The sequence below is a fragment of the Streptomyces sp. NPDC030838 genome (assembly GCF_055572035.1).
In genome coordinates, this window is record NZ_JBVIED010000001.1 from 158,960 (window position 1) to 173,523 (window position 14,564).

At 71.5% G+C, this 14,564-nt stretch carries 12 protein-coding genes and 1 pseudogene; 6 read left to right on the forward strand and 7 right to left on the reverse strand.

The window, feature by feature from the left end:
• Positions 1-203 precede the first annotated feature (203 nt).
• From ACZ42A_RS00735 to ACZ42A_RS00755, 5 genes are all read left to right on the forward strand, one after another.
• The gene (locus ACZ42A_RS00735; protein WP_468524948.1) at positions 204-1,529 is read left to right on the forward strand and encodes a DUF2252 domain-containing protein; all 1,326 of its coding nucleotides are present in this window, start codon (positions 204-206) and stop codon (positions 1,527-1,529) included.
• Positions 1,530-1,607: 78 nt separating this feature from the next.
• Positions 1,608-2,312, forward strand: coding sequence for a hypothetical protein (locus ACZ42A_RS00740; RefSeq protein WP_468524949.1), 705 nt, complete (start codon positions 1,608-1,610; stop codon positions 2,310-2,312).
• Positions 2,313-2,393: 81 nt separating this feature from the next.
• A complete protein-coding gene (locus ACZ42A_RS00745; RefSeq protein ID WP_468524950.1) occupies positions 2,394-3,194 on the forward strand; it encodes a DsbA family protein in 801 nt (266 codons plus the stop codon).
• 95 nt (positions 3,195-3,289) lie between these two features.
• Positions 3,290-4,948, forward strand: a complete 1,659-nt coding sequence (locus ACZ42A_RS00750; protein ID WP_468524951.1) for an alkaline phosphatase D family protein — start codon at positions 3,290-3,292, stop codon at positions 4,946-4,948.
• 332 nt (positions 4,949-5,280) lie between these two features.
• Positions 5,281-6,291, forward strand: a complete 1,011-nt coding sequence (locus ACZ42A_RS00755) for a zinc metalloprotease (RefSeq protein WP_468524952.1) — start codon at positions 5,281-5,283, stop codon at positions 6,289-6,291.
• A 16-nt stretch (positions 6,292-6,307) separates the two neighbouring features.
• Here the strand turns inward: ACZ42A_RS00755 and ACZ42A_RS00760 are convergent, their stop codons facing one another.
• Positions 6,308-6,880: a dienelactone hydrolase family protein gene (locus ACZ42A_RS00760; RefSeq protein WP_468524953.1), complete on the reverse strand. Its 573-nt coding sequence runs from the start codon at positions 6,878-6,880 to the stop codon at positions 6,308-6,310.
• Positions 6,881-6,987: 107 nt separating this feature from the next.
• On the opposite strand from ACZ42A_RS00760, the gene ACZ42A_RS00765 reads away from it, so the two are divergent.
• Positions 6,988-8,115 carry a mechanosensitive ion channel family protein gene (locus ACZ42A_RS00765; protein ID WP_468524954.1) on the forward strand — a complete coding sequence of 376 codons (1,128 nt, stop codon included), beginning with the start codon at positions 6,988-6,990 and terminating at the stop codon, positions 8,113-8,115.
• 24 nt (positions 8,116-8,139) lie between these two features.
• Here the strand turns inward: ACZ42A_RS00765 and ACZ42A_RS00770 are convergent, their stop codons facing one another.
• From ACZ42A_RS00770 to ACZ42A_RS00795, 6 genes and pseudogenes are all read right to left on the reverse strand, one after another.
• On the reverse strand, positions 8,140-9,723 hold the full coding sequence (locus tag ACZ42A_RS00770) for a Na+/H+ antiporter (protein WP_468524955.1): 1,584 nt from the start codon (positions 9,721-9,723) through the stop codon (positions 8,140-8,142).
• A gap of 88 nt (positions 9,724-9,811) precedes the next feature.
• A complete protein-coding gene (locus ACZ42A_RS00775; protein ID WP_468524956.1) occupies positions 9,812-10,291 on the reverse strand; it encodes a GNAT family N-acetyltransferase in 480 nt (159 codons plus the stop codon).
• Complete coding sequence (locus tag ACZ42A_RS00780; protein ID WP_468524957.1) at positions 10,288-11,232, reverse strand: RluA family pseudouridine synthase; 945 nt, start codon at positions 11,230-11,232, stop codon at positions 10,288-10,290. Before ACZ42A_RS00780 ends, ACZ42A_RS00775 begins: the two co-directional genes overlap by 4 nt.
• A gap of 43 nt (positions 11,233-11,275) precedes the next feature.
• Positions 11,276-11,932 (reverse strand): signal peptidase II, encoded by a 657-nt coding sequence (gene lspA, locus ACZ42A_RS00785; protein ID WP_468524958.1) that lies wholly within the window; start codon positions 11,930-11,932, stop codon positions 11,276-11,278.
• Positions 11,933-11,993: 61 nt separating this feature from the next.
• The gene (locus ACZ42A_RS00790) at positions 11,994-13,025 is read right to left on the reverse strand and encodes a TraR/DksA family transcriptional regulator (protein WP_468526101.1); all 1,032 of its coding nucleotides are present in this window, start codon (positions 13,023-13,025) and stop codon (positions 11,994-11,996) included.
• A gap of 348 nt (positions 13,026-13,373) precedes the next feature.
• Positions 13,374-14,378, reverse strand: a pseudogene (locus tag ACZ42A_RS00795) (histone H1-like repetitive region-containing protein); the annotation flags it as partial.
• Positions 14,379-14,564: the final 186 nt, after the last annotated feature.

Here is a 14,564-nt window from a genome sequence, read left to right on the forward strand (position 1 = left end):
GCTGCGGCCTCCAAGGAAAACATACGGCGACGGGGGTCCGACAGGCTGCGGACAGTCTGGGGGACAGCGTCGAAGTCTATGCCTCGGGACTGACAGCGCGCGGGCACTCCGGCGTACCGTCGGACGTTGCAAGGTGACGGACACCCTGTCCGGCACCCCGTCCGCACAGGTCAGGCACCACCCGCACCAGGAGGCACCCCGCGATGTCGTTTCCGCAGCTCAACGGCGAGCACCGCGGCGAGGAGATCCTTGCCGTCTTCGACACCGCCTTCGGCGAGCTCCTGGCCGCCGACCCGGCCGCGTTCCGGGTCAAGTTCCGGAAGATGGCCGCCTCGGCGTTCGCCTTCTACCGGGGGACGGCGTGCCTCTTCTACCACGACCTGGACGCCGAGAAGCGGGGCGGTTTGTATCTGGACGAGCGGACCTCCCGGGTCTGGATCCACGGTGATCTCCACGCCGAGAACTTCGGCACCTACATGGACTCCACCGGCCGGCTGATCTTCAACGTCAACGACTTCGACGAGGCCTATGTCGGCCCCTTCACCTGGGACCTCAAGCGCTTCTCCGCCTCGATCGCGCTGATCGGGTACGCCAAGGCGCTCAGCGACGAGCAGATCACCGAGCTGGTGCGGATCTACGCGGGCGCGTACCGGGAGCGGATCCACGCGCTGGCCACCGGCGCCAAGAGCGACGAGGTGCCGCCCTTCACCCTGGACACCGCGGAGGGCCCGCTGCTGGACGCCCTGCGCGACGCCCGCTCGCTGACCCGGTTCGGGCTGCTGGAGTCGATGACCGAGATCCGCGACTTCGAGCGCCGCTTCGCCCCCGGCGGCGGCTCCATCGAGCTGGACGCCGCCACGCGGTACAAGGTGCTGGCCGCCTTCGACGGCTATCTGGAGACCCTGCCGGAGACCTCCCTGACCCGCCCCGACTCGTACCGGGTGAAGGACGTCGTCGGCCGCCGCGGCATCGGCATCGGCTCGGCGGGCCTGCCGTCGTACAACATCCTGCTGGAGGGCCACAGCGACGCCCTCGAGAACGATGTCGTGATCTACATCAAGCAGGCCCAGACCCCGGCCGTCTCCCGGCACATCACCGACCCGGCGATCCGTGAGTACTTCCACCACGAGGGCCACCGCACGGTGATCTCCCAGCGCGCCCTCCAGGCGCACGCCGACCCGTGGCTGGGCTGGACGGAGCTGGACGGCGCGGGCCAGCTGGTCGCCGAGGTCTCGCCGTACGCGGTCGACCTGGACTGGGGCGACATCGACGACCCGGAGGAGATCGCGGCCGTCGTCGCCGACCTGGGCCGGGCCACGGCGTCGATGCACTCGGCGGCGGACGACCAGTCCGGGGAGTCCCTGGTGCCGTTCTCCACCGAGCGGGCCATCGACGCGGCGATCCAGGCCGACGAAGAGGGCTTCGCCCCGCTCCTGGTCGACTTCGCGCACACCTACGGGGCACGCGCGCGTGCCGACCACCAGATCTTCCTCGACCTGTTCCGCAACGGCCGGATCCCCGGCCTGTAGTCACCCCGACCGGATCCGCTCCTTCACGGGAACCCCTTAGGGGTCCCTTACAGGAGCCCATGACACACTCTCCACGCGATGGACATATCAGGGACCCAGCTCAGAGCCGTACGCGCGGCGCTGTTCACGGCGATCGTCGTGACGCTCAGCACCGCGTCGCACGTGCTGCTGTCGCGCGTCCCGCTGCCCCTGGGCACGGTGGCGGCGATCGCCGTCGCCGTGTTCCTGATTGCCTACGCGCTGGCCGGCCGCGAGCGCGGCTTCGGCCGGATCGCCGCGCTGCTGATCCCGCTGGAGCTGGCCGCCGACACCGTCTTCACCGCCGGCCAGCACGCCTGCTACGGCCGGACGGGCGGCCCCGTGGCCGGTCCGCTGCGCTCGGTCGGCCTGGATGTGCTGTGCGGCGGCGGCGAGGTGGGCGCCCCGCTGGCCCGGATGGCCGGGACGACCGGCACCGACCGGCTCGCCGCGCTGCTCGCCGACGCCCACCCGGAGACCGCCTGGCTGCTGCTCGGCGCGCATGTCGGCGTGGGGCTGCTGGCGGCGGCCTGGCTGCGGCGCGGCGAGCGGGCGCTGGCCCAGCTGCTGCACGCGATGACCGCGACCACCTTCCGCCCGCTGCTGCTGGCCGTCGCCGCGGTGGCGGCCCGGCCGGCCCCGGCGGTCCGCCGGCTGCCACGGCCCGCGCACCGCACCACCCCCACCGCGCGTGATCTGCTGCTCGCGTACTCCCTGGGACGGCGTGGACCGCCGTGTTCGATCGCCGTCGCTCTCGCCGCCTGAGCGAAGCGACACATCCGAACACGCACCGTCCTTCATCCGTATCCGCGCACACCGGTGCGCGATCCCAGGGAGACAACGAACATGAGCAAGCGGAACAGCCAGGCGGCGAAGACGGCGGCCCGGGAGCGGCTGCGCCAGGAGCGCGAGCGTCAGGCCAAGCGCGAGAAGGCGAGGCGGCAGCTGATCGTCGCCGGTTCGATGGTCGCGGTCCTCGCGCTGGCCGGCGGCATCGGCTGGGCCGTCGTCCAGAGCAACCAGCCCACGGAGTGGGAGGCGGCCGCCGAGGCGAAGGTCGTCGCCCCGGCCAACACCTCCGGCAAGAACGGCACCGAGGTCCTCATCGGCGACTCCAAGACCGACAACGTCGTCCACCTCTACGAGGACCCGCGCTGCCCGGCCTGCGCCTCCTTCGAGCAGACCATCGGCGAGACCGTCAACAAGGGCATGGAGGACGGCGACTACAAGCTCTCCTTCACCCTCGGCACCTTCCTCGACGGCAACCTCGGCGGCGAGGGCTCCAAGAACGCGCTGAGCGCGCTCGGCGCCGCGCTGAACGTGAGCCCCGAGGCCTTCCTCGACTACAAGGCTGCGCTGTACTCGGCGGAGTACCACCCCTCCGAGTCGACCGACGAGTTCGCCAAGGACGACTACCTGATCAAGGTGGCGAACACGGTGGACGCCCTGAAGAACAACAAGAAGTTCCAGGACGCGGTCGAGAAGGGCACCTACGACGCCTGGGCGATGAAGATGAGCGACTCCTTCGAGAACGCGAAGGACGTCAAGTCGACCCCGAGCATCAAGATCAACGACAAGCTCATCACCAACCCGAGCACCGTCGCCGAGTGGGAGACCGCGCTGAAGGACGCCGGCGTCACCAAGTAACGCGGGGCGTAGGGCGGGCGAACTCCCCGGGGTTCGCCCGCTCTTCATGTCCCCTGGCTTATCAAGGTCCTTACCGATCAGTAATCTGATCGGCCGTGACCAGTCGTTTCAGATCCCACACCAGTCCCAACTCGCCCGCCCCGCGCCGTCGTACGGTCGTCAAGGCCGCCGCGGCCGGGGCCGTTCTCGCGGCCCCGCTGGCCGCCGCCGCCCCGGCGCGCGCCGCCGAGGCCCCCGCCTTCCTGCACGGCGTCGCCTCCGGAGACCCGCTCCCCGACGGCATCCTGCTCTGGACCCGGGTGACGCCCACGCCGGAGGCCGTCCCCGGCTCCGGACTCGGCCCCGACGTCGAGGTGGAGTGGACCGTCGCCCTGGACAAGGCGTTCACGAACGTCGTCGCCAAGGGCTCCGTCACCGCGACCGCCGCCTCCGACCACACCGTCAAGGCCGACGTCCGCGGCCTTGCCCCCGCCACCGACTACTGGTTCCGGTTCTCGGCCGCCGGCACCGACTCCCCCGTCGCCCGCACCCGCACCGCCCCGGCCGCCGACGCCGCGGTCGCCAACCTGCGCTTCGGCGTGGTCTCGTGCGCCAACTGGGAGGCCGGGCACTTCGCGGCGTACCGCCATCTCGCGGCCCGCGGCGACCTGGACGCCTGGCTGCACCTCGGCGACTACATCTACGAGTACGGCACCGGCCAGTACGGCACGCGCGGCACCGTCGTCCGGCCGCACGCCCCGGCCCACGAGATCCTGACCCTCGCCGACTACCGGATCCGGCACGGCCGTTACAAGACCGACCCGGACCTCCAGGCCCTGCACGCCACCGCCCCGGTCGTCGCCATCTGGGACGACCACGAGATCGCCAACGACGCCTGGTCCGGCGGCGCCGAGAACCACACCGAGGGCGCGGAAGGCGCCTGGGCCGCCCGTCAGGCCGCCGCCAAGCAGGCCTACTTCGAGTGGATGCCGGTCCGCCCTGCGATCGCGGGCACCACCTACCGCCGACTGCGCTTCGGCAAGCTGGCGGACCTCTCCCTGCTCGACCTCAGGTCGTTCCGTTCGCAGCAGGTCTCCGTCGGGAACGGCGAGGCCGACGACCCGGAGCGCACGCTCACCGGGCGCGCCCAGCTGGACTGGCTGAAGGCCGGGCTGGCCTCCTCCGACACCGCCTGGCGGCTGGTCGGCAACTCGGTGATGATCGCGCCGTTCGCCATCGGCTCGCTCTCCGCGGACCTGCTCAAGCCGCTGGCGAAGCTGCTGGGGCTGCCGCAGGAGGGCCTCGCCCTCAACCCGGACCAGTGGGACGGCTACACCGACGACCGCCGCGAACTGCTGGCGCATCTGCGGGCGAACGCCATCCGCAACACCGTGTTCCTGACCGGCGACATCCACATGGCGTGGGCCAACGACGTGCCGGTGAACGCCGGGACGTATCCGCTGTCCGCCTCGGCCGCCACGGAGTTCGTGGTCACCTCGGTGACTTCGGACAACCTCGACGACATGGTGAAGGTCCCGGAGGGCACTGTCTCGGCGGTCGCCGCCCCGCTGATCCGCGCCGCCAACCGGCATGTCCACTGGGTCGACACGGACCGGCACGGCTACGGCGTCCTGGACCTCACCGCCGACCGGGCGCAGATGGACTACTACGTCATATCCGACCGCCGAAAGGCGGACGCGACCGCCTCCTGGGCGCGCTCGTACCGGACCCGCAGCGGCACGCAGAAGGTCGAGCGCACCTACGACCCGGTGTGACAGCCGCGCGTGAAGGGCGATTTTCAGCCAACCGCAGCGGCACGATGAGCCGTTAAGGCGAGATCACAACGACCTGTCCTTCACTACGGCGGGTGGTGCGAGCCGTGGCCCGAATCCGGACACACCACCCGCCCCGGTAGCGGCCTTCGTTACGTCCGGATCTCAAACCCCGGAACAGGCCGTCGGTTCATCTCCCCAATTTTCCTTGTTTGCCGGGAATTTGATTGGGCCTGATCACTTCTCTTCCCATCTGAGCATGTCCACGTAATCTCCGGGCGGCGGCCAGGAAGACCCCTGTGCCCCACTCCCCACCGCATCCGCTAGGAGCCAGCATGCGTGCGCTTGCCCGGATATCTCCCTCGACGCGCAGACGTGTTCTCGCCACCGCCGTCGTGGCCGGAACCCTGATGCTCAGCCCCCTCTCGACGCCCACGGGCGTCGCGGCGGCCGGCACCCCCACCGCCGCCGAGTGCGTCGAGGACACCCACGCGGACGCCCACGCGGACGCCCACGCCGCGGCCCGCGAGGCCCGCCCCGGGTCCGGCGAGCACGCCGCCGAGCCCAACGAGGTGAGCGCCGCCAAGGCCCAGGCCATGGACGCCGATCTGCGCAGGAAGCTCGACAAGCTGCCGAACAACGGCCGGAGCCTGTCGGCCACCGCCACGACCACCATCCCGGTGTACTTCCACGTCATCCACGACGGCGCCGCCGGCCAGCTCAGCTCCGCCGACATCACCGCCCAGATGAACGTGCTGAACGCGGCGTTCGGCGGCCAGGGCACCGGGAACGTCGACTCCGGCTTCCAGTTCACGCTGGCCGCCACCGACTACACGGACAACGCCGCCTGGTACAACGTCTCCTCCGGCTCGGCCGAGGAGAAGGCGATGAAGTCGGCCCTGCGCAAGGGCGGCGCGAACGCGCTCAACATCTACACCGCCAACCTCGGCGGCGGCCTGCTCGGCTGGGCCACCTTCCCCAGCTCCTACAACTCCAGCCCGTCCATGGACGGCGTGGTCCTGCTGGACGCCTCGCTGCCCGGCGGCTCGGCCGCGAACTACAACGAGGGCGACACCGCGACCCACGAGGTCGGCCACTGGCTGGGGCTGTACCACACCTTCCAGGGCGGCTGTAGCGGCAACGGCGACTACGTCGAGGACACCCCGGCCGAGAAGAGCCCCGCCTACGAGTGCCCCGAGGGCCGGGACAGCTGCACCCGCAAGGCGGGCGCCGACCCGATCCACAACTTCATGGACTACACGTACGACAACTGCATGTACCAGTTCACCTCCGGCCAGGTGACGCGCATGCAGCAGAGCTGGGCGGCCTACCGCGCCGCGGGCTGAGCCGCGTAGCGCCCGCTCAGTCCAGCGAGTCCAGGAAGCCGAGCGCCACCCGCCAGGTGGCCTCGGCGGCCTCCTCGTCGTAGTCCGGCAGGTCGGGGTCGGTGTACACATGACCGGCCCCGGCGTACCGGTACACCTCGACGTCCGCGCCGGCGCGGCGCATCTGGAGATACCAGGAGCTCAGCCAGTCGTCCGGCTCGAACGGGTCCGGCTCGGCCACGTGCAGCTGCACCGGCAGATCGTCCACCGAGACGTTCGGCGCGAGATCCGAGGTGCCGTGCAGAAGCAGCAGCCCCTTCGCCTTCTCGTCGCCCAGCGCGAGGGTCTGCGCGATGGAGGCGCCGAGCGAGAAACCGGCGTAGACGAGACCTCTCTCCGAATAGGGCGCGGCGGCCAGCACGGCCCGCTTCAGCAGCTCGTCCTTGCCGATCTCGTCCTTCGCGGCCATGCCCTCCTCGACCGTGTCGAACGTGCGCCCCTCGAAGAGGTCGGGCGTCCACACCTCGTGCCCGGCCGCGCGCAGCCGGTCCGCCGCGGCGCGCACCGCGGGCCTGAGGCCATAGGCCGAGTGGAAAAGCATGATGTTCATGAGGCCATGGTGCCAGCCGGGTGTGACAGCGCAGATCCGGGGCACTACCCGAAACCGCGCCCGATTCACAGGTTCACACCCGCCGGAGGCCGGTTACGTTCCAGGGCATGGAGAACGTACTCCGCCCGCTGACAGTCGTCGGCGGCTCCGTCCTGCTCACCCTGCTGATCGGCTGGGCCACCGACCGGCTGCTGCGCCGGGCCGACGAACGCCAGAGCGACACGCCGCTGTGGGGGCTGCTGCGCCGCGGCCGCATCCCCTACCAGCTCGTGCTCTGCGCGGCGCTGCTGAGAGCGTCGTACGACGAGGCGCAGCTGCTCCAGGCCCACCGGGTCGGCATCGGCCGCACCCTCACGCTGGTGCTGATCGGCTCGGCCGCCTGGCTGGTGATCCGGATCGCGGCGGCGGTCGTCGAGACGTCGTACACCCGGTACGCCAGCTCCCGCGCCCAGCGCGATCCCGCGCGCGTGCGCCGGGTGCGCACCCAGGTGACGCTGATCACGCGGGTGGTGGCGGCGATCGTCGGGGTGGTGGCGGTGGCGGCGATGCTGCTGACCTTCCCCGCGTTCCGCGCGGCGGGCGCCTCGCTGCTGGCCTCGGCGGGCATCCTCGGCATCGTCGCCGGTGTCGCGGCGCAGTCCACGCTGGGCAACATGTTCGCGGGGCTGCAGATCGCGTTCGGCGACATGGTGCGCATCGGCGACACGGTCGTGGTGGACGGCGAGTGGGGCACCGTCGAGGAGATCACGCTGACCTATCTGACCGTGCGGACGTGGGACGAGCGCCGGATCACCATGCCGGTGTCGTACTTCACCTCCAAGCCGTTCGAGAACTGGTCGCGCGGCACGCCGCAGATGACCGGCATCGTCTTCTGGCACCTCGACCACTCGGCGCCGGTGGACGCGATGCGCGACCAGCTCCGCGACATCCTGCGCGCCTGCCCGGCCTGGGACGGGCGCGCCTACGACCTGTCGGTCACCGACACCACGCCGAACACCATGGAGGTACGGGCGCTGATGACCGCGAAGGACGCCGACGACGTCTGGACGGTCCGGGTCACGGTCCGCGAGCGGATGATCGCCTGGCTGGTCCGCGAGCACCCGTACGCGCTGCCCCGGGTCAACACGGCCGACGCCCATCTGCCGCCGGGCCGCCCGCCGAGCGCCCGGCCGTCGCCCGACGGCGTGCCGAACCGCCGCGCGGTGGAGACACCGCCGCGGGCGGAACGGGGCTGACCTGCGTGACCTGCGTCCGGCTGCTCAGCGCATGCTGCGCACGTCCAGCTGGCGCAGCACCCGGTCCACCACCTCGGGGTCCGCCCCCGGCTCGCTGCGCGCCGCCAGCACCTCGTGCCGGGCGGCGCTCAGCATCTCCCCCTCGATCCGGCGCAGCCGCTTCATCCGCTTCACCCGCTGCTCGTGCGCCTCCCGCCGCTCCTCCTCGCCCATGTCCGGGCTGATCCGCACGCCGATCTCGAAAGCCCGCCGCAGCATCCGCTCGGACAGCTCCTCGGGCAGCTCCTCGACCTGCTCGATCTCCCGCAGCCGCCGCTTGGCGGCCCTCGCCGCCCGCACCGCCAGCGCCTTCTCGAACTCGTGCTCCCGCTCGGTGTCCGCCCGCACGCCGAGCCGCTTGACCAGCCAGGGCAGCGTCAGCCCCTGGAGCACCAGCGTCGCCATGATCACGCCGAACGCGATGAAGACGATCTCGTCGCGGTCGGGGAACGGCGACCCGTCGTCGGTCTCCAGCGGAATGGCCAGCGCCAGCGCCACCGAGGCCACGCCCCGCATCCCGGACCACCACATGACGACGGTCTCCCGCCAGCTCATCGGGATGTCCTCGTAGTCGCGCCGCGCGTGCAGCCGTTTGGTCAGCCAGGTCGCCGGCAGCAGCCACAGCAGTCGTACGAGGACCACGACCCCCGCGATCGCCGCCGCCCAGCCCAGCATGTCGCCCCAGCGCCCGGAGGCCGTCCGGATCGCGTTGTGCAGCTCCAGGCCGATCAGCCCGAAGGCGACCCCGGTGACGAGGGTGTCGATGACCTCCCAGAAGGTGTGCCCGGCGAGCCGGGTCATCACGTCGTCGGCGTCGGTGGCGTACTCGGCGAGGAACAGCGCGGCGGTGAGCACGGCCAGCACGCCGGAGCCGTGCAGCTCCTCGGCGAGGACATAGGCGGCGTAGGGCACCAGCAGGGTGAGCCCGATCTGGAGGGTCGGGTCCCCCAGCAGGTCCATCAGCTTGTTCGCGCCCCAGCCGAGCGCGAGCCCCACCGCGACGGCGACCACGGCGGACAGCACCAGGTCGAGCCCGGCCTGCCAGGCCGAGAAGGTGCCGCTGACCACGGCGGTGATCGCCACGTGGTAGAGCACGATGGCCGTCACGTCGTTGAACAGGCCCTCGCCCTCCAGGATGGACACCAGCCGGCGCGGCAGCCCGAGCTGCCCCGCGACCGCGGTCGCGGCGACCGGATCGGGCGGTGCGACCAGCGCACCGAGCGCCAGCGCGGCGGCGATCGGCAGCCCCGGCACGATGGCGTGGGCGACGACGCCCACGCAGAACATGGTGACGAACACGAGCGCCACGGCGAGCAGGAAGATCGGCCGCTTGTTCGCCGTGAACTGCCGCCAGGAGGTGCGCCGTACGGCCGCGTAGAGCAGGGGCGGCAGCAACAGCGGCAGGATCAGCTCGGGCGGGATGTCGACGTTCGGCACGAAGTCGAGCAGCGCCAGCACGATGCCGAACAGGGTCATCAGCACCGGCGCGGGCAGTCCCAGCCGGTCCCCGACCGGGACGCTCACCACGGCCCCGAGCAACAGCACGAACAGCAGGGCCAACTGATCCACGCTCAGCGCTCCGACGGTCTAGGCGATCAAGACCCCCGGTTCCAGCCTGCCACGCGCCCGCCCGTCCTCACGGCTGTGCGCCGCGCCGCTACAGGGCGCGCCGCATCGCCTGGTGCGGAATCCCTGCCTCCGGGTACTCCGGGCCGTACGCCTCGTATCCCAGCCGCTCGTAGAACCCCAGCGCGTGTGTCTGCGCGTGCAGATCGACCGCCGCGAGCCCGCGCGCACGGGCCGCGTCCTCGATCGCCCGGACCAGCGCCACACCGACACCCAGCCCGCGCGCGTCCCGGACGACCGCCAGCCGCCCCAGGGACCCCACCGACGGGTCGCCCCCGGTCCGCTCGGCGGCGGCCTCGCCGTACAGCAGCCGCCCGGTGCCCAGCGGTACGCCGTCCTCCCGGACGGCGAGCACGTGCAACGCGCCGGCGTCGTACGCGTCGTACTCCAGGTCCTCCGGTACGCCCTGCTCGGCGACGAAGACCTCCTTGCGCACCGCGAAGCACGCCTCGCGGTCACCGGACTCCTCGGCGACGCGCACGACGTACGACGGCCGGGCGGGCGGGGTCATCCGTAGGTCTCCTCGCGGACCTGGTCCAGGGCCCGCTGGAGGTCCTCGGGGTAGTCGCAGGCGAACTCGACCCACTCGCCGCTGCCCGGGTGCTCGAAGCCCAGGCGGACGGCGTGCAGCCACTGGCGCGCCAGCCGCAGCCGCTTGGCCAGCGTCGGGTCGGCGCCGTACGTCAGGTCGCCGACGCAGGGGTGCCGGTGGGCGGCCATGTGGACGCGGATCTGGTGCGTGCGGCCGGTCTCCAGCTTCACGTCGAGCAGGGAGGCCGCGCGGAAGGCCTCGATGAGGTCGTAGTGCGTGACGGAGGGCTTGCCCTCGGCGGTGACCGCCCACTTGTAGTCGTGGTTGGGGTGGCGGCCGATCGGCGCGTCGATGGTGCCGCTGGTCGGGTCCGGGTGGCCCTGCACGAGCGTGTGGTAGCGCTTGTCGACCGTGCGCTCCTTGAACTGGCGCTTCAGCGACGTGTACGCGTACTCCGACTTCGCCACGACCATCAGGCCGGAGGTGCCGACGTCGAGGCGGTGCACGATGCCCTGGCGCTCGGCGGCGCCGGAGGTGGAGATCCGGTACCCGGCGGCGGCGAGCCCGCCGATGACGGTCGGGCCGGTCCAGCCGGGACTGGGATGGGCGGCGACGCCGACGGGCTTCACGATGACCACCACGTCGTCATCGTCGTGCACGATCTCCATGCCCTCGACCGGCTCGGCCACCACCTGCACCGGCGCGGCCGCCTGCGGCATCTCGACCTCGAGCCAGGCGCCGCCGCGCACCCGCTCCGACTTGCCGACCACCGCGCCGTCGACCAGCACCTTGCCCGCCGCGGCCAGTTCCGCGGCCTTCGTACGGGAGAAGCCGAACATGCGGGAGATGGCGGCGTCGACGCGCTCGCCCTCCAGGCCGTCGGGCACGGGCAGGGTACGGATCTCGGGAATCGTGCTCACCCGTCGAGTATGCCGGACGGTTCCGGCAACCCTGCACGGGCGTTCAGTCCTTGTGGACGGTCCCGTCCGGATCGAGGCCCTTGAAGGACAGCAGCACGATCAGGATGCCGCCGCACACGATCGCCGAGTCGGCGAGGTTGAAGACGGCGAAGTGCTTGGGCGCGATGAAGTCCACCACCGCGCCTTCGAAGACGCCCGGCGAGCGGAAGATCCGGTCGGTGAGATTGCCGAGCGCACCGCCCAGCAGCAGACCGAGCGCGATCGCCCAGGGCAGGCTGTAGAGCTTGCGGGCGAGGCGGGCGATGACCACGATCACGGCGGCCGCGATCACCGTGAAGATCACGGTGAAGGCCTCGCCGAAACCGAAGGCCGCGCCCGCGTTGCGGATCGCCTCGAACCGCAGCCAGTCGCCGATGATCTCGATCGGCTCCTGGTGCTCCAGTTTCTCGACCACGATTATCTTGCTGACCAGGTCGAGGACGTAGGCGAAGGCGGCGACCGCGAACAGCACGGCGATCCGCCGCCGGTCCCGGTGCCGCGCGGGAGCGGCCCCGGACTCGGCCCCGGTGCCACCGTCGTCGGTGGCGCCGTCGCCCGTGCCGCCGTCGCCGGTCTCGTCGACGCCCGGCCGCTCCGGCTCCTCGCCCCGCGCCGCGTCCGGGTTGTCCGGCGTACCGATGATGCGCTCCGCCTCTGCCACGTGAGTCCCTCAACCTAGGTACCTGACTGAGGACGAGGGTACGGCACGCCTTCAGTGCCGATCAGTACCGGCGTTCCTGCTTCTGCTTGCACTCCACGCACAGGGTGGCCCGCGGGAAGGCCTGCATCCTCGCCTTGCCGATCGGATTGCCGCAGTTCTCGCACAGGCCGTACGTGCCCGCGTCCAGGCGCTGCAGGGCGCGCTCGGTCTGGACCAGCATCTCGCGCGCGTTGGCCGCGAGGGCCAGCTCGTGTTCGCGTGTGATGTTCTTGGCTCCGGTGTCCGCCTGATCGTCCCCCGCGCCGTCCCCGGACTCCCTCATCAGCCCGACCAGGGACGCCTCCGAGGAGGCGATCTCCGCGCTCAGCCGCTCCATCTCGCTCGACAGCTCCGCCCGGGCCTCTTCCACCTCCTCCGGTGTCCAGGGCTCCTCACCGGGGCGCACCGCCAGCTCGCCGGGCTCCGCCGCGGCGACGCGTGCCTTGGGGACGGCGGTCTGGGCCGCCGGGGCCGTGCCAGGAGTCTTCTTCGCAACCACCGTCGTGGCTCCCGTCTGCTTCGCGGCCTCGGCCGCGCCCGCCTTCTTCACCGTGCTCTTCTCGACCACACCCTCGGTGGGCCTCTCCACCCCACCCATCACCCCGCCGGCCTCCCCGCCCCCGACCGCCCCCTCCTCGCCCGCCACGCCCCCGACCTGCACTTCCTCGACCGACACCGCCTCACCGGACGCCACCTCACCGGACGCCGCCTCGCCAGACGCCACCTCACCGGACGCCGCCGCGACCGACGCCGCTTCGACCAGCGTCTGCCTGTCCGCAGCCTCCTTGGCCCCGACCTGCCTGTCCGCGGCCTCCTTGGCCTCGACCTGCTTGGCCTCGACCTGCTTGGTCGCGACCTCCTGGCCCGCGATCTCATGGGGCGCGACCTCCTCGGCGGCCGCCTCCCCGGCCGACGTCTTCCTGTCCGCGGCCACCTTTGCCGCCGCCTTCTTGGGAGCGGCCTTCTTTGCCGCCCCCTTCTTGGTCGCCGCTTCCTTGGCGGGCGTCTTCTTGACCGCCTCCGTGGCCGGCGCCTCTGTGACTGGCGCCTCCATGGCCAGCGCCCCCGGGGCTGGTGCCTCCTTGGCCACCGCCTCCGGGGCTGGTGCCTCCCTGGCCGGCGTCTTTTTGGCTGGCGTCTTCTTGGCAGGGGCCCTCTTGACCGCCGCCTTCCCGGCCGCGCCCTCCTTGACCGCCGCTTCCTTGGCCGGGGTCCTGACCGCCGCCTTCCCGGCCGCGCCCTCCTTGACCGCCGCTTCCTTGGCCGGGGTCCTGACCGCCGCCTTCCCGACCGCGCCCTCCTTGACCGCCGCTTCCCTGGCCGACGTCTTCCTGACCGCCTCTGTGACTGGCACCTCTGTGACTGGCACCTCTGTGACTGGCGCCTCCATGGCCAGCGCCTTCTTGTCAGCCGCCCTCTTGGCAACCGCCTTCTTGCCGGCACCCTCTTTTGCCAGCCCTTCCTTGGTCGCCGCCGCCTTGGCCGCGCCCTCCTTCGCAGCCGCTTTCTTGGTGGGGGCCTCCCTGGTCACCGCCTCCTTGACCGCCGCCTCCTTCGCAGCCGTCTTCTTGGTGGGGACCTCCCTGGTCACCGCCTCCTTGACCGCCGCCTCCTTCGCAGCCGTCTTCTTGGCCGGGGCCCTCTTTGCCGGGACGTCCTTGACCGCCGTCTTCTTCGCCGACGCCTTCTTCGCTGCCGCTTTCTCGGGGGCCGCCTTCTTGCCGGCCGCCTTCCTGGCGGCCACCTTCCTGGCGGCCACCTTCCTGGCGGTTGCCTCCTTGGCAGCCGTCTTCTCGGTGGCCGTCTTCTCGGTGGCCGTCTTCTCGGCGGCCGCCTTCTCGGCAGCCGCCTTCTCGGCGGCCGTCTTCCGCACGGCAGCCTCAGGGGCAGCCGTCTTCCCACCGGCACCCTTCTTCGCGGCCGCCCTCCCAGTCGCCGCCTCCTCCACGACCGCCACCTTCTTCGCGGCCGCCCCCGTCCCAGCCGCCCTCGTCCCGGCGGCCTCCACCCCGGCCACCCTCTTCCCGCCCCCCTCCCCCCGCACCGTCTTCACGGCGTTCACCGCGCGCTTCCCACCCCCCGCCCCCCGCGTGCTCTTCTTCCCGCTCACGTCCTTGGCCGCACCGCCGGAGGCATCCGCGCCTGTGGGCCTGCCGGACGCCGCCGACTGCTGTACGGCGGTCTTCTTCGCCACCATGGCCGCGGCCCCTTCACATATTGTGATCTTGCACGCGAATCGTGCTGGGACGATAAATCGACTTGAGTCCCGCGGCAACGGGGCACGCCGCCCGATTCGCCCGCCCCACGACCCCCGCGTGACCGGCATGCATGCGTTGTGCCCAGCTCCCCGCCGGGTATGCCGCCGAGCCGCAGTTCCGCGGACTTCCCCGGATCCCCGGCCTCGCATCTGACCATTCGGGTCACCGGGAGGGTCACCGGAGAGAGGTCGCCGGAGAGGTCATCAAAGAGGTCGTCCGGGGCCCCGCGCCCCGCCCGCCGTAAAACCGGTCGGCCGCTGTCCGTGGGGCGCCGTACACTGGGCGGAGCGAAAAGCGTGGATGGGGACGAGTAGCGGCGTACGCAGCCCAGAGCG